This window comes from Amycolatopsis sp. NPDC048633 (assembly GCF_040650695.1).
In the GTDB taxonomy this organism is placed as follows: Bacteria; Actinomycetota; Actinomycetes; order Mycobacteriales; family Pseudonocardiaceae; genus Amycolatopsis.
In genome coordinates this window covers 78,825-96,605 of record NZ_JBEZHS010000022.1, presented here as the reverse complement: position 1 = coordinate 96,605, position 17,781 = coordinate 78,825, and the positions used below count along the sequence as shown (strand labels likewise).

At 68.6% G+C, this 17,781-nt stretch carries 25 protein-coding genes; 5 read left to right on the top strand and 20 right to left on the bottom strand.

The window, feature by feature from the left end; genetic code table 11:
- Window positions 1-41 precede the first annotated feature (41 nt).
- From AB0C38_RS31935 to AB0C38_RS31925, 3 genes are all read left to right on the top strand, one after another.
- Window positions 42-827 (top strand): hypothetical protein, encoded by a 786-nt coding sequence (locus AB0C38_RS31935; RefSeq protein ID WP_360680700.1) that lies wholly within the window; start codon window positions 42-44, stop codon window positions 825-827.
- Between the two features lie 192 nt (window positions 828-1,019).
- Complete coding sequence (locus tag AB0C38_RS31930; RefSeq protein WP_360680698.1) at window positions 1,020-1,631, top strand: hypothetical protein; 612 nt, start codon at window positions 1,020-1,022, stop codon at window positions 1,629-1,631.
- Window positions 1,632-1,661: 30 nt separating this feature from the next.
- Window positions 1,662-1,898: a hypothetical protein gene (locus AB0C38_RS31925; protein ID WP_360680695.1), complete on the top strand. Its 237-nt coding sequence runs from the start codon at window positions 1,662-1,664 to the stop codon at window positions 1,896-1,898.
- A 15-nt stretch (window positions 1,899-1,913) separates the two neighbouring features.
- On the opposite strand, the gene AB0C38_RS31920 is transcribed toward AB0C38_RS31925, so the two are convergent.
- A complete protein-coding gene (locus AB0C38_RS31920; protein WP_360680693.1) occupies window positions 1,914-2,675 on the bottom strand; it encodes a GntR family transcriptional regulator in 762 nt (253 codons plus the stop codon).
- 633 nt (window positions 2,676-3,308) lie between these two features.
- Between AB0C38_RS31920 and AB0C38_RS31915 the strand changes: the two genes are divergently transcribed.
- Window positions 3,309-3,620 carry a PadR family transcriptional regulator gene (locus tag AB0C38_RS31915; protein ID WP_360680691.1) on the top strand — a complete coding sequence of 104 codons (312 nt, stop codon included), beginning with the start codon at window positions 3,309-3,311 and terminating at the stop codon, window positions 3,618-3,620.
- Window positions 3,617-4,096, top strand: coding sequence for a hypothetical protein (locus tag AB0C38_RS31910; protein WP_360680690.1), 480 nt, complete (start codon window positions 3,617-3,619; stop codon window positions 4,094-4,096). Before AB0C38_RS31915 ends, AB0C38_RS31910 begins: the two co-directional genes overlap by 4 nt.
- Before the next feature lie 27 nt (window positions 4,097-4,123).
- Here AB0C38_RS31910 and AB0C38_RS31905 read toward each other — a convergent pair whose 3' ends face one another.
- The 19 genes from AB0C38_RS31905 to AB0C38_RS31815 form a co-directional block, all read right to left on the bottom strand.
- A complete protein-coding gene (locus AB0C38_RS31905; RefSeq protein WP_360680688.1) occupies window positions 4,124-4,852 on the bottom strand; it encodes a hypothetical protein in 729 nt (242 codons plus the stop codon).
- Entirely contained in the window at window positions 4,852-5,187 is a 336-nt protein-coding gene (locus tag AB0C38_RS31900; protein ID WP_360680683.1) for a hypothetical protein, read from the bottom strand. Before AB0C38_RS31900 ends, AB0C38_RS31905 begins: the two co-directional genes overlap by 1 nt.
- A complete protein-coding gene (locus tag AB0C38_RS31895; RefSeq protein WP_360680680.1) occupies window positions 5,184-5,576 on the bottom strand; it encodes a hypothetical protein in 393 nt (130 codons plus the stop codon). Before AB0C38_RS31895 ends, AB0C38_RS31900 begins: the two co-directional genes overlap by 4 nt.
- Window positions 5,576-6,130 (bottom strand): hypothetical protein, encoded by a 555-nt coding sequence (locus AB0C38_RS31890; RefSeq protein ID WP_360680677.1) that lies wholly within the window; start codon window positions 6,128-6,130, stop codon window positions 5,576-5,578. The genes AB0C38_RS31895 and AB0C38_RS31890 overlap by 1 nt, the downstream gene beginning before the upstream one ends.
- Before the next feature lie 21 nt (window positions 6,131-6,151).
- The gene (locus tag AB0C38_RS31885; RefSeq protein WP_360680674.1) at window positions 6,152-6,853 is read right to left on the bottom strand and encodes a hypothetical protein; all 702 of its coding nucleotides are present in this window, start codon (window positions 6,851-6,853) and stop codon (window positions 6,152-6,154) included.
- Window positions 6,853-7,836, bottom strand: a complete 984-nt coding sequence (locus AB0C38_RS31880; protein ID WP_360680672.1) for a DUF5047 domain-containing protein — start codon at window positions 7,834-7,836, stop codon at window positions 6,853-6,855. The genes AB0C38_RS31885 and AB0C38_RS31880 overlap by 1 nt, the downstream gene beginning before the upstream one ends.
- Before the next feature lie 158 nt (window positions 7,837-7,994).
- Window positions 7,995-9,398: a hypothetical protein gene (locus AB0C38_RS31875; protein ID WP_360680669.1), complete on the bottom strand. Its 1,404-nt coding sequence runs from the start codon at window positions 9,396-9,398 to the stop codon at window positions 7,995-7,997.
- Window positions 9,395-11,269, bottom strand: coding sequence for a hypothetical protein (locus AB0C38_RS31870; RefSeq protein ID WP_360680666.1), 1,875 nt, complete (start codon window positions 11,267-11,269; stop codon window positions 9,395-9,397). The genes AB0C38_RS31875 and AB0C38_RS31870 overlap by 4 nt, the downstream gene beginning before the upstream one ends.
- 56 nt (window positions 11,270-11,325) lie before the next feature.
- The gene (locus AB0C38_RS31865) at window positions 11,326-11,820 is read right to left on the bottom strand and encodes a hypothetical protein (RefSeq protein WP_360680663.1); all 495 of its coding nucleotides are present in this window, start codon (window positions 11,818-11,820) and stop codon (window positions 11,326-11,328) included.
- Between the two features lie 205 nt (window positions 11,821-12,025).
- Window positions 12,026-12,304, bottom strand: a complete 279-nt coding sequence (locus AB0C38_RS31860; protein WP_360680660.1) for a hypothetical protein — start codon at window positions 12,302-12,304, stop codon at window positions 12,026-12,028.
- Window positions 12,305-12,315: 11 nt separating this feature from the next.
- Window positions 12,316-12,666, bottom strand: coding sequence for a hypothetical protein (locus tag AB0C38_RS31855; protein WP_360680658.1), 351 nt, complete (start codon window positions 12,664-12,666; stop codon window positions 12,316-12,318).
- Window positions 12,667-12,680: 14 nt separating this feature from the next.
- On the bottom strand, window positions 12,681-13,094 hold the full coding sequence (locus AB0C38_RS31850; RefSeq protein WP_360680655.1) for a hypothetical protein: 414 nt from the start codon (window positions 13,092-13,094) through the stop codon (window positions 12,681-12,683).
- 12 nt (window positions 13,095-13,106) lie between these two features.
- Window positions 13,107-13,475 (bottom strand): hypothetical protein, encoded by a 369-nt coding sequence (locus AB0C38_RS31845; protein ID WP_360680653.1) that lies wholly within the window; start codon window positions 13,473-13,475, stop codon window positions 13,107-13,109.
- Window positions 13,472-13,825, bottom strand: coding sequence for a hypothetical protein (locus AB0C38_RS31840; RefSeq protein WP_360680651.1), 354 nt, complete (start codon window positions 13,823-13,825; stop codon window positions 13,472-13,474). Before AB0C38_RS31840 ends, AB0C38_RS31845 begins: the two co-directional genes overlap by 4 nt.
- Window positions 13,826-13,827: 2 nt before the next feature.
- Window positions 13,828-15,141: a phage major capsid protein gene (locus AB0C38_RS31835; protein ID WP_360680648.1), complete on the bottom strand. Its 1,314-nt coding sequence runs from the start codon at window positions 15,139-15,141 to the stop codon at window positions 13,828-13,830.
- Window positions 15,142-15,270: 129 nt separating this feature from the next.
- Window positions 15,271-16,080: an HK97 family phage prohead protease gene (locus AB0C38_RS31830; RefSeq protein ID WP_360680645.1), complete on the bottom strand. Its 810-nt coding sequence runs from the start codon at window positions 16,078-16,080 to the stop codon at window positions 15,271-15,273.
- Window positions 16,073-16,330: a hypothetical protein gene (locus AB0C38_RS31825; protein WP_360680643.1), complete on the bottom strand. Its 258-nt coding sequence runs from the start codon at window positions 16,328-16,330 to the stop codon at window positions 16,073-16,075. Before AB0C38_RS31825 ends, AB0C38_RS31830 begins: the two co-directional genes overlap by 8 nt.
- Window positions 16,327-17,577, bottom strand: coding sequence for a phage portal protein (locus tag AB0C38_RS31820; protein WP_360680640.1), 1,251 nt, complete (start codon window positions 17,575-17,577; stop codon window positions 16,327-16,329). The genes AB0C38_RS31825 and AB0C38_RS31820 overlap by 4 nt, the downstream gene beginning before the upstream one ends.
- Window positions 17,577-17,774, bottom strand: a complete 198-nt coding sequence (locus AB0C38_RS31815; protein WP_360680638.1) for a hypothetical protein — start codon at window positions 17,772-17,774, stop codon at window positions 17,577-17,579. Before AB0C38_RS31815 ends, AB0C38_RS31820 begins: the two co-directional genes overlap by 1 nt.
- Between the last annotated feature and the right edge of the window lie 7 nt (window positions 17,775-17,781).

The window sequence follows — 17,781 nt, the reverse complement described above, 5'->3', positions numbered from 1 at the left end:
CCGAGGACGCCGTCCGGCTGCTGGTCGGCCTGGAGCAGGTCGTGCAGTACCGGGAGGGCTTGCTGGCCGCCGGGAAGCGCGCCGCAGGTGGCGCCGGGGCGGACGTCTTGGAGGTCTCGCCGGAGATGCCATGGCTGGTGGCAATCCTGGAGGAGTTCCCCGACCTGGTGGCCGAGGGCGGCGACCAGGTGGTGAAGCTGGTGGGCCGGATCGCGAAGCGCGCCCGCAAGACGAAGACGACGCTGGTGCTGGCCGCGCAGAACTCGACCAAGACGGACATGGGGTCGACGGAGCTGCGTGCACAGCTGGGCATGGCGGGGTTCCGGCTGGACTCGCAGCAGTCGAAGACGTCGTGGGGCGAGCTACGCAGCCGGGGCTACACCTCGGTGGGCCTGCCGACCGGCGTGTTCCTGCTGCACGACCAGGAGCACGACGCGCCGCGCCAGTCGAAGGGGTTCTTCGTGACCCCAGCGGAGCGGGCCCGCTTCCTCGCCGGCCTGCCGGGCGCACGCCTGCTCGACGCCGGGTCGGCCACGCGGCTGCTCGGGCCCGATGGGCAGCCGGTGCACGCCGAGGCGGAGCGGCTCGCGCACGAAGACGCGGTGTCGCCGGAGGCGGTGCCCACGCCCGTCCGCGTGCCGGTGCAGCGCCCGGCGAGCAAGCACGACTGCGTCGCCGAGCTGCTGTCGGCAGCACCGGTAAGTCCGGCACAGCTGCGTGAGGCGACAGGCTTCCCGGACTCGACGCTGCGGCGGCTGCTCGCCGAGCTGGAGGCCGAGGGCCGGGCACGGCGAGAGGGCCGCGGCAGGTGGGTGCACTCAGGGTGATGCTCTTGGCGAGCGCTCAACGCTCACCGGCGCGCCATACGCGCAGGCGAGAGCGAGCGTTGAGCGCTCGGCGAGCGTTGCATGACGACGGAAAGTAACGATCGGATTGCCGACGCTGAGGTCGGCAAAACTCGCGTAACACCCGACGTTCGCCCCGCGACACTTGATCACAACATCCAAGGGGACGAAGTAATGATCAAGCGCACCATCTTTTTCGCTGCGGCCGGAATTGCCACTCTCGCGCTGACGGCCTGCGGCAACCAGGCGCCCGCTCCGGCGGCGGCCAGCGCAGGCGCTGCCGCTCCCGCGAGCGTGCCTCCGTCGACGTCGGCCGCCCCCTCGTCGACGGCGCCGGCATACATCGCGAAGAAGGTCGGCGAGAAGGCAGGTGTCACCAACTCTGACGGCAGTCAGGCCGTTGACTTCTGGGTCACGAAGATTGCCGTCGACCCGAAGTGCGAGCAGTACATGTCGCGTGACACGGGCAAGCACACGATCTTGCTGGATGTGACCGTGAAGACCTACATCGACAAGGACTCGTCCACCGGCATCAGCGCGTTCAGCATCCTGCCTGGCTTGATCAACCCGTACGCCTTCTCCACGACGGGCAGCGACGGAGTCACGAACCAGGCTGAGACGGACATGTGCGTAATGCCGAAGCAGCTGCCCTCGTCCTACGCGCCGAACCGCACGTACACCGGACAGATCGCTATCGCGACGACGTCCAAGAGCGGCACTCTCCAGATGACCGACAACTCCGGGATGTTCGGGCCCGGCGCGCACGGCTGGGAATGGTCGTACTGATCGTTGTCGACGAGCAAAGTAGGAGCCTCAATGATCACCGTCGTCCTTTTGAGGGACCACTACCAGCCTGCGACGCTCGAACTTCCTGACGACGAGCCGCCGGCCGTACTTCGCATCCCGACGACCGAGGGGACGAACACCTTCAACACCGACCAAGGCACATTTACGAAACCGCGCCCTGGCACTGCGGTGTACGACTACTCGCGCGAGTCCGACGACAGGGGGCGCCCCGTCTACATCCACCGCTACACCGAGGCGACGCCGTAGCGGCAGCCAGGCTCGTCAGTCGGCGGGCCACTCGTACGACAGCTCGTAGCGGTCGGCGGCCATCACCATGTCGTTCATCTCCAGCGGAGTCCCGTCCTCGCCGAACGCCACGCGCGTCACGGTGATGACGGGCACGCCGACAGCCAGCTGCATGAGCGACGCTTCGTCCGGCGTCGGCATGCGGGCGCCGACGTGCTCGGCGAAGGACCCGATGCGGTGTCCGGCCTCTTCCAGCCGTGCGTACGCGCCGCCGGGCCCGGTGTCGACCTGCTCGATCGCGGTGTCGCGCGTGAGCTGGCGAGGGAGGCGCGACACCGCGAGCTGGACCACAAGCCCATCGGCGCGCATCACGCGGTCCCGGACGGTCACCTCGGTCCCTTCGTCGACTGCGAGGTGAGCCGCTGCGCGTGCGTCGGCCTGCTCGAAGCGGATCTTCACCGACGTGGACGGCGTGAAGCCGCGGGCGGCGGCGTCGGCAAGGAATGCACCGCGATTGCGCTCGCGGGCTTCGCGGGAGAGCCGCGTCCGGGCGACGCGCTGAATGCTGGCCGGCGGCCGGACGAAGACACCGCGTCCGTGCTCCGCCGTCACGAGTCCTTCAGAGCGCAGCAAGTTCACTGCCTCGCGGATCGTCGGCCGTGAGACGCCGTAGGAGTCGACAAGGTCGCGTTCGCTCGGCAACTGCTCGCCGGGCGCATACGCGCCTGCGGTGATCTTCTCGCGCAGGTCCGCAGCTACCTGCCTGAATGCGGGCATTCCGCTCGTCCGATCAACCATGCTTCCAGTATCTCACTGGTCAGCTTGTCTTGACCAGTGACCTGTCTCATGGCACGGTGAGTGGTCAAGACGTGCTTACCAGTGGTTTGAGGCGGGCGATGACGACGAGAGTCACGGAGACGCGATCAAGCGGAGCCCGGTACGTGCAGCGCTACGTCAGCGCGGACGGCCGGATACACGACTTCGCCCTCTCGGTCCTCGAACGGGCGGGAGCCAATGTCACCTACGTGCCGCGGTGCCAAGAGGACCGGAACTACCCCGCTGCGCGGTTCTTCGCCGATGAACTGCACGATGCAGACGAAGTTGGACAGGAATGTCGATGCCCGTGGTGCGGGGCGAAGGCGCGGCGCCGATGAGCTGGACGACGTTCATGCCGAACTCGGGCGGCGGGCCAATCGTGAGTCCTGCCGAGCGGGAGCGGCTTGAGCGGCCGCGAGAAGCCGACGACTCCCGATCGGATCGTAGATGCCCGCCACCCGGCGACTCGGCCGAGGATCAGCCTCCGCCCATGCTCTCCGCATAACGCAGGCCAAGACTCCCGGCCGCCGCGCTGCCCTCCATCGGCGCGGTGGCCGGGTTCCATGTCGATCGACCCCTACCTATGTAGATTACGACCCGTGTAGACTTCGATCCATGCGAACGACTCACGCCCTGGTTCAGGTCGCGGAGGTCCTGATGGCGGACCAGGCCGACCGGCACTGGGGGTACGACTTGAGCAAGCGGGCAGGAGTGCGCTCCGGCGTGCTGTACCCGTTGCTGACACGGCTGCTTGATGCCGGGTGGCTCACGGACGGCTGGGAAGACCCCTCTCAGCTGACGGAGAGGCGGCCACCGCGTCGCTACTACGAATTGACCGATTCCGGGCGTCGCGAACTGGGCGCGGTCCTCCAGAAGGCCAAAGTGGACCCTCGCTTCCAGGGCTTCACGATCGGGTGGGCGCAGTGAAGGACTTCATCTTCTCCTGGTGGGACCTCGCTTTAGGCTTGCTCGTCTTTGGTTTCGCGCCAGGCCTCGTCCTTCGAGTAGTGGTTCTGATCTACCCGAAGGACGACCCGCGCAGGCGCGAACTACTGGCCGAGCTGTACGCAGTCAAGCGACTGGAGCAACCGTTCTTCGTTGCGCAGCAACTAGAGACAGTTCTCTTCGAAGGTGTGCCTCACCGCGTCAAGGCCTTCTTCTCGTGGTTGTACAACACATCCGACCCGGACCGGATGATCTGGCGTGTCCAAAACATAGTGGCACCAGGGCTCTTGGCCGTTGCCGGGGCCGACGCGCTTTCCGATCTCACCAAGACGCCTTGGCTCTCCGCCTCTGCCCTACCCGCGACAATCGTAATGACGATCATCGTCCCCATTATGGTGATTGGCCATGTTCGGTGGCTCCGTGCGGGCGGCCGACGCAAACGTCGCGGCAAGCAGTAGTCAGCGCGGTCCTTATGCAGCAGCCGCTCAGACGATCGCCTGCACGTACAGGTCGATTTCGGACGCGCACGAGTAGGAGATCTCGGCCTTCGTGGTCCCACGCGGGATCGAGATGACTTCGCCTTCCTTGATCTCGGTGCGCCACTGCACGGGGTCACCGCCGGTGCCCTGCCCCGGCACGGCGGACCAGCAGTAGATGTGGCCGCCGAAGATGACGGTCTTGGCCGCGAAGATCAGCTTCACATCGGCGTCCGGCGGCAGCGCGATGACCTCGGAGCGGGTGTTCGGTTCGGCGGGCAGCTTCATGTGCGTGTCTCCGTTCAACAGCTGGCGGCCGGATGGCTTGGTGCCGCCGCCGAGGTTCCAGGGGTCGGTGCGGTCGCCCAGCGCCCCGGCGAACACCGAGACGTGGACGTGGTGTTCGTGCGCGTTAGCGCCCGAGTAGGGCATCCACTGCCACGAGTGCTGGCCCGCGCGGCTGTCGATGATCCGGTGGTTGAAGATCACGTACTTGATCCGCGGGTCCCGGCTCGCCACGAGCACGTCGGCGAGCCACTGGCCGGCCAACCCGCCCATCGGGTCGTTCGTGAAGTCGCGGGCGCACACCTGCCCCGTGCTCGTCGGGTTGTGGTCACTCTCCCGGGCGGAGTGCGAGGCGTCGCCGATCGAGCCGTCCGACACCTTCGACCGGTTCGGTGCCTTCGCGTTGAGCTGGCCGAGCAGCACGTCCAGGCTGCGGGCGACGTACCAGGACATCAGGGCACCTCCGGAAGATAGAGCGGTGGCGGGTCGGCGATCGAGCCGCCGAGCTGGCGCAGCTGGTCCACGACCTGCTCGTCCCAGCGGTGGTGCACCCGCAGCACGTCGTCGTGCCGCCGCTGCGTCGCCCGGACCTCGCGCAGCTCGGTGCGGACCTCGCGCAGGTCCTCGCCGAGGTCCTTGTTGGACTCGGCCGCGGTTTGCACCAGCACTGCGGCGGAGTCGGCGTTGACCTTCCGGGCGTCCGAGCGGGCCTTGACGATGTCGAAGATCGCCTTGGCCACCGCGCCGACACCCCCGGCGCCGCCGAGCCACGTGAGGACGTCGCTCATCGCAGGGCCACCTTCCGTGCGCGGGAGATCTGCACCGCCCGCCACGTCGCGGCTGCCGACATCGCGAGCAGGAAGAGGCAGAAGGCCAGCGCCCGGACGCCGGTCGTGCCGATGCCCCAGCAGGCATAGGCGAAGCCGACGCCGGCGAGCCCGGTCAGTCCGGCGCGCTCCCACAGCACGCCCTTCACCGTGGCCGCGCGGATGATGCCGGTAAGCGCGACCGAGCACGTGATCAGCCCGACGGCGAGGAACACGTGGCCGAACGGGATGGGGTAGCCGCGCAGCGTCGTCGTGGCCACCGAGTCGAAGGCGACCAGGCCCGCCACGCAGTACAGCCCGAACGCCGCGACGATCAGCGTCTCAAACGGATTCCGGTTGCTGGTCAGCATTACGCCACCTTCCAGATCTTGAACCTCGGGTAGCGGGTCGTGTACGTCGACGCCGAGCTCCCGCCGTTGTAGTAGTAGGCCGACAGCTGCGTGCCCGCGGGGAGGTAGACCGTGCCCGACACGAACACGTCGCCGTACCCGCCACTGCTGGACAGGCCGGGGATCACCAGCGTTGCGTCGTTGTACGGGGCGGTGGTGATTGCCATCGCGTCCTGGACAGCGGCGGCGTTCTTGCGGCACTGCGCGTACACCGAGTACACGCCGGCGGATCCCACGGTGAACGTGTCGTTGCCCGTCCACGTGACGCCGTTCAAGGCGACCGCCACCGAAGCGAACACCAGTTTGTTCGATCCGGCCGTCAGGGTCTGCGCCGTGCCGGTCGCTACGACTTCGCCACCGATCGGCGCCGAGGGCACCATGAACGCGGCCAGCGTGTCGTCGAGCCCACCCACGGTCGCCTCGATGGCCTGCTCTGCGGTCTTCAGATGCAGCGCCGTGTTCGGCGGGTCACCGATCTCCGGGTACGCCCAGCCGTATCGGCTCGTGTTGCCCATGACTGGGCTCCTCTCCTTGTGTCAGAACGGGATCACGGCGATTGCTCGGCCGCTGAAGGTTGCGTTGACGCCTGCCGTCGCGGCGGCGTATTTCAAGGTGAAGGTGTTCAGCCCGACGTTTAGCCCGTCGGCAGCCGTGACGAGCCAAGTCTGAGAGAACGTGCCGATGAAGTCCGCTTCGAACCCGATGAACCCCGTGGCGTAGAACGGCGTCGTGGCACCGCTGGGCCCGATGGTGCTCGCGCCGCTGACAGCGAGCGTGAGCCAGCCGCCCGCGTACTGGTTCGCCGTGACGAAGGTGGAGTCAACGCCCGTGTTCGCCAGAACAAGCGCTCGCCGCGTCGATCCGATGTAGACGGTCTTACTCGGGCCAACCGTTGCGAGATCACCGAAGTTGACGTTGGAGGTCGCCTGCGGGGTGTTGACCACCGCGGCACCGATCTGGTTCGCCGCGCTGGCGCCGGGGGCCGCGACCTTGCCGAGGATGTACCACTGGCTCATGCGCTTCTCGACCATCACGGTGTCGCCCGGCTGGTAGACGATCCCGATACCGGACTGAAGCACGCGAAGGTTCGACACCGGCGCACCGTTGATCATCACCGAGTTGAGGCCGGTGGACTCGTCCCACGTGATGACCTGGCCCTGGTAGTGCGCAAGGTCGGCCCCGCCACTCGGGGCGGCGTTGGCGGCGGCGAGGACGGCAGCGAGCTGCAAAGGGTCCATCACGCACCCGCCTTCCGCGTGAGGTACTGCTTGCGGGTGTCGATGCCCATCGAGTCGCCGGGCGCCAGGCCGTAGGTAACGCGGTCGATCACATGCACCTCGGAGTTGCCCGGGTAGGACACGGTGACCACGTCCCAGCCCTCCAGCGCCGGGTTCGGCACCGCGCCGAGCGACACCGCGTACGGCAGCCCGGTCACCTTCGACAGCTTCGCCTTCGCTGCTCCGGCGCACTGGGCGACCGTCGTCATGAACGCCGAGCTGTAGAAGGTGGGCACCAGCCCGAACGGGCCTCCCACCCACGTCGGCGACGTCGGGTCGTCGTCGCTCGCGACGGCCTGCACGGGCGGCAGCTCACCGACCGGCTCACCGCGCGCCACCACGATGTTGTAGACCGCGTCCCGGGAGATGGTGCGTTGCATCGACACCAGCACGCCGTCGCGGCCGGAGTTGATTTCCCACACTGGTTTGGCCTTCGTCAGGTCCGGAACGGACTTCACCTGAAGACGGCCGGCGTAGTCGAAGTAGCCGTACTTGCCGTACGCGGCAAGCAAGTCCTGCACGAACCCCAGCCGGTCCTCGTCGAGCACGTGATCGGAACCGAGCGGCGTCGTGTACGCGCTGAAGTCGTAGACGGTGACCAGCCCCGGCACGGCCTGGCCCACGACGTAGTCGATGACCGAGCCAACCGAGGCACCAGAGCCGAACTGGACCGGCGCGGTGTTGCGGGCGTCGCGGACCATCGCCATCCGGTCGGACGCGGTGATCCTGATACCGCCGTCGGGGATGCTCTGCTGCTCGACCTTGTCGATGCGGAAGTACCCGAGCCCCACCAGCTCCTGCGTGCCGGTGCCGTACTCGATGCCGCGCTCGACGTAGATCTCCTGGCCGTACGGCGTGCCCGAGTCGCTCGGCTTGGACGGCCACGGATAGACCGTCGACAGGTCCAAGGTGGACTGCACGTCGGCGGTCATGTCGGTGGTCACGTCGCCGGAGTTGATCGGTAAGCGGCCGAGGTTGGAGACGCCAGGAATCGGGATACCGGTCGGGGATGTGCCGGTCTGACCTGGCGCAACCAGAGTGCACCGGGACACCAGGGTGTGAGAGCCGCGCAGTGCAGCAAGGAAGCTGTCCGTGGTGGGCCTCATGGCACGATCACCACCGCGGTCGACACCTTGTCCACCAGCGCCGAGTACGACGCGGCACCGGCGACCACATCGGCGATCGTGGCGTAGGTAGCGAGCACGTCGGCGTAGGTGAAGGTGTCGGAGTACACCGTGGACGCCGGTGCGGCGACCTCGGTCAGCGGCAAGTCGAAGTATCGGCGCACGCCGCGCGCGGAAGTCTTGCGCGCCGTGGTGTCGCCGACCGTGGCGTACATCGTCGGCACCGCACACAGCGCTTCGGGCGCTTGCAGGAACACCGCGTGCCCGGTCAGCGTGGCGTTGTCGAAGTCGGCGGCGGCGGCCAGGCTCGGCGTGGTCACGGTGATGGACAGCCGCCGGGACCCGCGCACGTCGTTGATGGCGATCGGCATCGTACGGCCGATCACGTCGATGATCGCCACTCGTGCCGGGCGGGTGATCTCGGACAGGCCGGACACGGTGACCTTGCGGTTCAGGCTCGGCCGGCGGACGTTCTTCAGCCACACCGAATCCAGTACCGGCGTGATCGACGAGGTCTCGACTCCGACGTTCGGGCGGCGGGTCATCCGCAGCAGCCGCGCCTTAGACACCGCGGCCGAGCCGCCGGTCCACACCGAGCTCCCCGCGGTCACGGTGCGGACGTTCACGGTGGCGTCGGTGCGCCAAGTGTAGTGCGACTCGTTGTTGGCCCCGGCAGTGTTTGATCCGCCCTGCTGGTCGCCGAAGGATGCCGGGGTTCCTGCCGTCGTACTGGCCGACTTCTTCCACTCCTGCATCACCCACGCGATGCCGTCCTGAGCCAGCGTCGCGCCCGGGTAGGCAACGTTCTGTGCCGACGCGTTCGTGAGCAGCCCGGCGTGCACGGGCACGTCGGCGTTGGTCCACGCCCGGATCTGCGCCGAGCACGAGTCGCCCGCCGCGCCGCCGGCGAACGCCACGGACGGCGCGGTCACCCCGCCGGCCATGACGCGGTAGAACACCGCCATGTGCCCGGCGCCGCCCGCGAGCAGCGTCCACCCGGTCGGGTTGGTGATCGTGGCCGCGGTGTTGGTGTGGGTGACGAACAGCAGCATCATGGCGCCGTTCGGCACGCTGGTGGGCAACGGCGGGTTGAGCGTCGCGTTGTTGCCGGTGGTGAAGGTGCCGACCGTCGAGTGCGGCTGGACGGCGGCCGAGTCGACCGCGGTCACGCGGTAAGTGTTCGCGACCCCGGCAGCGAACTCGTAGTCGTCGAGCTTGCCAGCCCCGGCAGTCAGCCCGACCTTGTCGCCGCCCCGCACGGTGGTCCAGGTGATGCCGTCGGTGGAGCGCTCCACGAGGGCGTAATCCGCGTCTGTGTTCAAGCCGGTGAAGGCCACGCGCACGCGGCCGAGGTCGTCGAGATAGGTCGTAGTGGTGCTCATCGCATCCCCCCGGTGCCGGCCGCAACCGCGCGCCGGGTCTGACGGCCGGCGCTGTCGAGCGCGATGCTCACTCGCTGGCTGATGCCCTCGCCGAGATCCAAGGTCAGCTCGATCGTCTGCGGGCTGCCGAAGGTCTGGGCGTTCGACACCACGCGTCCGGTCTGGCCGGGCACAAACAGCTCGGGGCCGCGCTCGCCGACGATGTACGGACGGCCGCCCTTCGCGGTACCGCCCTTGGCCAGGTACGGGATGTGCGGGATGCCCGGGATGCCGACGACGCCGGTGATGTTGTTGATGCCGTCGATGGCGCCGTTCAGGAGCCGGATCGCGCCGTTGAGGGCGCCCTTCAGGCCGTTGCCGATGCTCGACCACACCCCGGAGAAGAAGCTCCCGACGCCGTTCCACGCGCCCTTGATCCAGTTCAGGGCGTCGTTGAAGCGGTCGCGGACCCAGTTCATCGCAGTGGTCACGCCGCCGGTGATCCCGCCCCACACGCTGGAGAAGAAGCCGGTCACCCCGGACCACGCGCCCTTGATGAAGTTCCAGGCGTCCACCAGTCGTTGCCAGATCCATTGCGCAGCAACGGTGACGGCGTTCTTCACCGTGTCCCACAGGCCCACGAAGAAGTCGGCGATCGGGTCCCAGTACGTGATGATCACGGCGACGATCGCGATCAGCGCGCCGATCGCGAGGATGACCAGCCCGATCGGGTTGGCATCCATCGCGATGTTGAGCAGCCACTGCGCCGCTGCCCATGCGCCGATAGCGATGATCAGCGGGGTGATCCAGCTGGTGTTCTGCGCGATGAAGTTCGCGATGTTCGCCAGCACCGGGGCCAGGAAGTTGATGACCGGCACGAGGATGTTGCCGATGGTCGTCGCGAGGTTCGCGAAGGCCGAGGCCAGCGGCGGGATCGCCGGGGCGACGGCGGCCAGCAGTGCACCAAGCACCTTGGACACCACACCGGCCACGGTGTTGAGCGACTGGAAGAACTTGACCAGGGTGTCGTGGCCCTGCGCCGAGTCGAGGAACTCGCGCACGGTCTTCAGCAGCGGGCCGATGAACCCGCCAATCCCGCCCCCGGCGTCCTGGATCGCGCCGAGCACCGAGGAGATGATCCCGACCACGTCGCCGACGACACCGAAGAACGACTTGAACCCGGCGATGGCCGAGCGGATCCACTGCTCCAGCTCGCCGGAGTCGGCGAAGCTCTGCACCGCGGCGTTGAACTTCTCGCCGGCCGAGCCGAGCCCACCGGACAGCTGGACCAGGATCGGCATCGCGACGGCGCCGATCCGCAGGAACGCGGCGATCACCGGCGCCAGGAACTTGCCGACGTTCTGGATGATCCGAGCTGTGCCGGACAGCAGGGTGTTGACCTGCTCGGTGCCCTTCGCCGAGGCGACCACGCCCGTGACCTTTGTGGCCACGCCACCCATCGCGGTCGCGATCTGCTGGAACCCGCTGGTGGTCTTGGGTAGCAGGCCCTGAAGGTTCCGCACGGCGGGCAGCAGCGCGGACTCGAAGCTCGACGACACCGCGGACTTGAGCGCGGTCACCTGCGGATTCAACTGGGAGAACGCACGCTTCGCCCCGTCGGCGCCGAGCTTGACGGCGATCATGGCACCGGCGAAAGCGAACGCGCCCGCAACCGCCAGCGGCAGCAGGCCGGCGGCGGCGACGATCCCGTTGATGGCGACGGGCAGCAGATTGGCGACCGACGCGGCGGTGGACGCCTTCAACATCAGGTCGAGCACGCCGCGCGCGGCCTTGCCGACGCCACCAGCGAAGTCGTTGAGCGCCTTGGTGCGCTTCTTGGCGTCATCGCTCAACGACTTCATCTCGGCCTTGGCGATTGCCGCCGCGGCCACCAGGCCCGTGCTGGACCCGTCAAACTTGATCTTGACTGTGCGCTCACCGATGGCCATCACGCACCGCCTTCGGTGAACTTGCGCACGACCTCGTCGACCGCCGCGTGCCACTCACGCGAGATCGTCGGAGCCTCGCGCTCGACGAGCGGGAAGAACGCGTAGGCGCCGCCCTCGTGCGGCCGATACTGGCGGCCGGCCGAACTGCCGTAGCGGGTAGCGGAGTACCAGCCGGAGCGGCCGTTCATGCCGAAGATGGAGCCGAACAGCGTCCCGTACGCGGGCGCACGATGGCGGCCGAGCTTGCGTGTGCCGCCGACCTGGATGGCCGGCACTCGGTCGCGCACGGCCTTAACCGTGGTCGCGAGGTTTGGCCCCTGCGGTCCACCGTGGACAGAGACGTCGACGACGGCCTTGACGGCGAGCTTGCGGGCCAGCGCCTGCGAGTGGTCGCGGATCGCCTTCTGCGCGTCCTTCGGCAGCACGCTGAAGGCACGCAGGATCTCCCGCACACCGTCGATGCGCACCTTCACGACGAGCGTGGACTTCGCCATCGGGGTGCACCTCCTCGCGCCTATCCGGACATCTGGGCGGAGCCGTAGCGGCTCGGGACTTCACCTGTCCCCGAGGTCTTTCCCTTGGCTTGCTTCTCGGCCTGTTCGAGAATCCAGGCCATCGTGGTGATCGATCGTTCGTCGAGTCGGCCGATGTACTGCGGCGCAATGCCTGTGGCTACGGCGATCCCCAGGACCGTGTAGCTCAGGGAGCCGCGGGCGTAGGGCCCGGCGGTTCCTCAGCCTCCTCGACCGGCAGCACGTCGAAGGTCACCTCGAACTCGGCGAGCTTCGCCGGAGTGTCCTGCGGGTGCTGGATCTTCATCACCAGGTGGGCCAGCTGGTACAGCGTGGCCATCGACACGCCGTCCTCGAAGTCCGAGAGCTTCGTGCCGGTCGCCCGCTCGAACGCGAGGATGTGCCGCGGCTTCGCGATCACCTCGGCGTCGAACCCGTTGTCGCCGGTGATCTTCAAGGTCATCATGATGCGGGCTCCTAATAGGACAGGACGGAACGCTTGATATCGCCCGGGGTGCCGGTGTAGTTCACGAACGCCCTGCCCGCGTTGGCGTCGCCCTCGGGGAAAGCGAACGTGCCCGACGAGATCGGGCCGACCACCTTCGTTGCACCGGCCGCGAGCGACACCGTTAGGTCGTCGACCGCGAGGCCGTCGAACGTGGCCTGGGAGACCACAACGGCGGTGGCGGGCGAGCCGCCGGTGTTGGACAGCAGCAGGAACACCGATGCGCCGGTGTCGATGATGTCGCCGTCGACGTTCGGGGACGCCGCGCTCGGAACGGTTCCCGCACGGGTGATCTTCTGCGTGGTGACGGACTGACGTGCCATCTCTTCGATCTCCCTTACGGCCGCGAGAACTCGGGGTCGCCGACACACATGAACGTGATCTCGGTCATCTCCTGGTCGCCCCGGTCGCCGCCGACCGGCGCGGGCTGGATCAGCACCTGCCCGTTCCAGCGGACGTGTTCGAGCGCGATGTCCGGGTGGTGGTCGAGCTGGAAGTCCACGACCACGCCGCGGTTGTTCCAGAGGAAGTCCTCGAACCCGCCGGCCACCCACTTGCTGTACGTCTTCACCTGAAGCGTCGGCTCGGCGTCGGTCTCCGCGATCGCCACGCCGTCCGGGCAGTAGCTGTACAGCCGGTCGCCGTCCTGCACGCCGGGGTCGAGGTTCCAGCTCGACAGCTGGCACTCGACCGACACCGTGCCGATCGTGAGGTTCAGCAGCTTCAGCCGCCGAGCGGTCAGCGAGCCCATCGGTTCCTCCTCCTACAAACCCACGTCGACCGTGAGGGCGTACGTGGGGAGCTGAGTCCCGCCCTGCTGAAGCAGGCCCGGGGATGCCGAGGCGACCGCGAACAGCGGGTCAGCCTCGATTGCGTCCACCACCGGCTCGACGAGGTCGTAGAGCCGGGCGGTGGCGTACTCGTCGAGCGGGACGACCAGGTGCACGACGAACGTGGCTTCGGTCGGCGCGGACCGGGCGAAGCTGTCCCACGCCACGGTCGGCGGGGTGATGACCGCCCCGACGCTGGACACGGTGGCGCCGGGGTCCTCGTAGACGCGCCCGTCGAGCTGCTCGACGGTCTTGAGCGCGGCCTTCAGCGCGGTGACGGCGTCCTGCATCCGGGTCGTCATGCGAACACCGGCCCTCGGAACCGTCCGATCTGGAGCAGCCGCTCGATGTCGGGATCGAACGACGGGACGCGGGCCGAGCCCATCTCGCCCATGGTCACCAACGCCTCGGGCGACCGGCGGCGGGTGAACCAGCGGCCAGCCAGTCGAAGCGTGCCGAGCACGAGATCCGCATCCGGCACCGTGACACCGGGCAGCGGGTTCGGCCGGTAGTCCACATCGGACCGGACCCGCTGTACCACCGTGACCGCCGCGTCAAGGCATGCCTGAAGCGCCGGATCGTCGCTCGCCCCAGCGGGCGAGTTCATATCCGTCTTCAAGTCCGCCAGCAGCGGCGGCCACGTCGTCGCCATGATCAGGCAGCCGTCACGGTCATGATCGCGACGCTGTTCGGGTGGCGCACCAGGGTGCCGACGTAGCCCCAGATGCCCATCCGGACGGCGCTCGGTCCCACAACCTGCTCGTAGGTGAAGTCCATGACGTCGGACTCGCCGAGGATGACGGCGTGGCGACGGAGCACGGCGTACTTCTCCGCGTAGGCCGTCGGAACACCGGCGGTGCCGACCGCGTCCATGCCCTCGATGTCGCCGACGAGCAGGTTGCCCAAGGCACCACGGGCGTTGGTCGGGCCGTAGCGCGACACCGGCATGAGCGGGCGACCGGTGCTGTCCTTGAGCTTCCGGTGCGCGCCCCAGCGACGGAAGTTCATGATGACGAGGTCCGCCATGCCGCGCTGGTCGGAAGCGACGTTGGTCTGGGCGTCGATCGCGCCGTCGATGGCGCCACCGTCGGCGGCCTTGAACGCGGCTTCGGTGGCGAACGTCGCACCGGTCGCGGTGCCGCCCGCGAGGATCGCCGCGCAGACCAGACCCTCCACCTTCGCGTCCCACGCCGCGCGCAGATCGCCGAAGATCAGCGAGTCGACGGCCGGGCTGGACGAGTCGAGCAGCTGCCGCGACACGTCCTGGTACGCGGCCTTCGTGGTGGGGGTCAGGGTGTCCTTGTCGGTGTCGAACCGGTCCGTTCCCCAGCTCGCCGTGTTCGTGCCTTCGGCTGCCTGGTCGATGATGTTCGCGTCGGTGCCGGCGGTCTGCTTCGGCAGCGTGAGCGGACGCGGATCGCGGCCGAGCGGAAGCCGACGGACCATGTCCGCGACCACACGCGCCTGCCGGGCCAGGGGGTCGTACTCGTCGACCAGCCACTTCGGCGGGATGATGCCGTCACCGGCACCTGCCTGCGTGACCGCGCGCATGTGCTCTTCCAGTCGCCGCGTGGCGTCCTGGTTGCCGAGCACGCGGGACCGGTAGTGGTCGGCGAAGAACGAGCGCTGACCGCCCTCGGTGGCCGAGCGGTAGTGCCCCGGGTCACGGTCGCGGGTGGTCGTGCGGGAGCGGGTCTGCTCGCCGCCGAGGTTCTGCTCCTGGCCCTGCTCGTCCTTGTCGAGACTGGCGGTCAGTTCGCCGACGCGGCGGCTGCGGGTCTCGACCTCCGTCAGGGACTCGATCTGGTCGGTCAGCGTCTTCAGCTGCGCCGCCTGCTCGGTGACCGAGCGGAGTTCGTCTTCGGTGAGGTCGCGGTTGCCCTCGGCAGCGCGCGTCTGCATGCCCTCGATCGAGGAGCGCAGCGCGTCGTGCTGCTCGCGCAGCCGGACCAGGTACGGGTTCGGCATGGCGCCGTCCTCCCGGACTCGGAACGGATGGGGTTCCGCCCGAGCGGCCGGGGTGTCGGTTTCCTTGAGGGACCGAGGTGTCGGCGTCCGCGTTTGAGCCGAGTGTAACCGACGAACTCGTATAGACGGTTACTTCGCGATCTTCCCGTGATGCGCGGCGAACAGCGCGCGCCCGGCCGGCGTCGCCTGCATGACGTTCGTCGCCAGGCCGTCGGCCATCGTGACGGGGACCCCTTCCTTCAGCAGCGCGTCCCGCAGCGTCGTCCACGGCTCAGCAGCCGCGCCGTAGCGGGCGAGTCCTTCCGGTCCGGTCCAGTACTTCCACAGCGGCGAGCCCGGCCCGTACTTCAGGTTCGAGCCGCCATGCGCCGAGCGGGTCAGCAGCTTGGCGTCGGCGGACAACACGGGGAGCTGCGCGAGGATCTGCGCCGCCTCCCCCAACCGGTCCACCGTGGACTGGGCACGCACCGAGGCGACCATCGCCGCCTCGCCGTAGGCGCCGGCCATCACGATGGCGACCTCGGTCAGCGTCGCCGTCGCGCGCTCGATCACCCCGCCGGACAGCGTGCGGTTCTGGCCCTCGCGGAACCCGATGGACAGCTCAGAGAGCGCGCCGTCCTTCACCAGCTCCAGCGTCTCGTCACCGACCGGCGTCTTCGACACACGCCATTCGCCGTACAGCCCGGCGGTGTCGTCCCGCAGGATCGTGGCGACGCCGATCAGCTTCCCGCCGTGCGGGCCGTGGTCGCGCATGAACGGGATGCGGTGCGCCGCGCGCAGCTGGGCGTTGAACGCGCCCCTGGCGAACTGCTCGGTCAGCCTGCTGTCGATGTACTGCGGTCGGGCGTACGGCACGGCGATGCCGCAGATGGTCCGGCCGTCGCCCGACGAACGGACTTCCAGCTCCGGCATCCACTGCCGGGTCAGCACTTCAGTCATGGCGAGCGACCTCCCTCAGGTCCAGGCGGGTGGTGAAGTGGCCCATACACAGGCCGCGGCCTGGCTCGAACTCCAGCACCGGACAGCCATCCACAATGCACTCGTCGACAGCGACCGCCTCGACGCGTGAGTCCGGCCGGCGAATTTCCTCGAGGTTTTTCGGGGCGGGCGGCTGCTGCTCCGGCTCGGCGGGAGCGACGGGCTTCGCGGCCGGGTGCTTGACGGCGGGCTTGCGGGTCCTGGCGGTCATGATGCGTTCCCCTTCCGGGTCGGGAGCGGCACGACGGCCGCGGGCTGCTGAGCGGGCACGAGCGGCGCCCGCTGGCGCGGCCGGTCGTCGATGCCCTCCTTCGGCGGGAGGTCGTCCTCCTTCGCGCGGGCCTCCGACGGCAGCAGGAACCCGGCGTCGATGCCGGTCTTGTAGGCGCCGTAGCGGGCCGCGGTGTCGGAGCGCAGCAACGCGCCGAGGTCGGCCCGGACCTGCGTGCCGCGCGGGAAGGCAAGGGACAGCGTCTGCTCGAACCGCGTGAGGTGGCCGCCGATGCTCAGCTTCAGCAGCTCGATCGCCTCGGTCTCCGACGTGCTGTAGGTCATCGAGTCGCCTGACGAGGCACCGAGGTACCGGGGCGGCAGCCCGAAGGCGTTCGCCACCTCCAGCAGTGAGAGCTTCCGGGCCTCGACAAGCTGTAGCTTCTCCGGCTCCCACGCGAGCGTCTCGAACTCGGTGTTCGGCGCGAGCGCGGCCAAGGTGCGGTCCCGCTGCGTTTCCAGGAACAGCGCCTTCGCCACGCGTAGCTGGTCCGGGGTCACGTCCGAGCTGGTCGCCTTCAGGAGACCGGTGGGCACACCGTCGTTCGCGATGGCGTTCGCCTGGCGCGCCAGCTCCTCGGCGAGGTCGAGCGCGCCATGGCCGTTCAGGTGTGCTTCCAGCACGCCGAGGCCACGCAGCTCGCCCGGCTCGGCGAGGCCCTTCACGTGGAAGACGTCGTGCGCGGAGAACGTCCGCGTGCCGATGCTGTACTCGATCGCGCCCTCGGGCAGCACGGAGTACGTCTGGCCGTTGACCCGCCGGACGCCCACGCGGCATGCCGGGACCGGCACCACGGCCGTCGGGACGCCGAGCGCGTTTCGTTCTGTGTAGACGCCCACCGCGTTGCCGTGCAGCAGGTAGTCCGCCACCCACGCGGCCATGCTGACGATCCGGACCTCTTCGGGGTTCGGCTGCTCCAGCAGGACCGGGCGCGGCGTGACCTTCTCCGCCACCTCGCGGCCGTGCGTGGTGTAGGCGTCGAACGGCAGCCCGCCGATCAGGTCGGAGATCAGGCTGACCGCCCGGCCGACGCCGGGGATGCCGAGCGCGCGCACGAACCCCGCGTGGCCCCAGCCGGTGTCGCCGATCAGGTCCGAGGCCGGGGCGATCCGCCAGCCGTTCGACACGATCATCCGCACCTGCTCCTCGGCGACGGCCGAGCGCATGAACGTCTTCCCGAGCCCCATCAGAGCCTCCCCGCCTCACGCAGCACGCCGAGCGCGCCGAGCACCAGGCCGCCGAGCACCAAGCCAGCCACCACGCCGAACACCGGCCCGGCCGTCTCGGCCACTAGCAGCACCAGGCCGGCCAGCACCGCGAGCACGCCGAGCACCTGCGCGGCGGGTGGCCACGCTGCCCGGAACCTCTTCAAGATCGCGTCCACAGTGCTC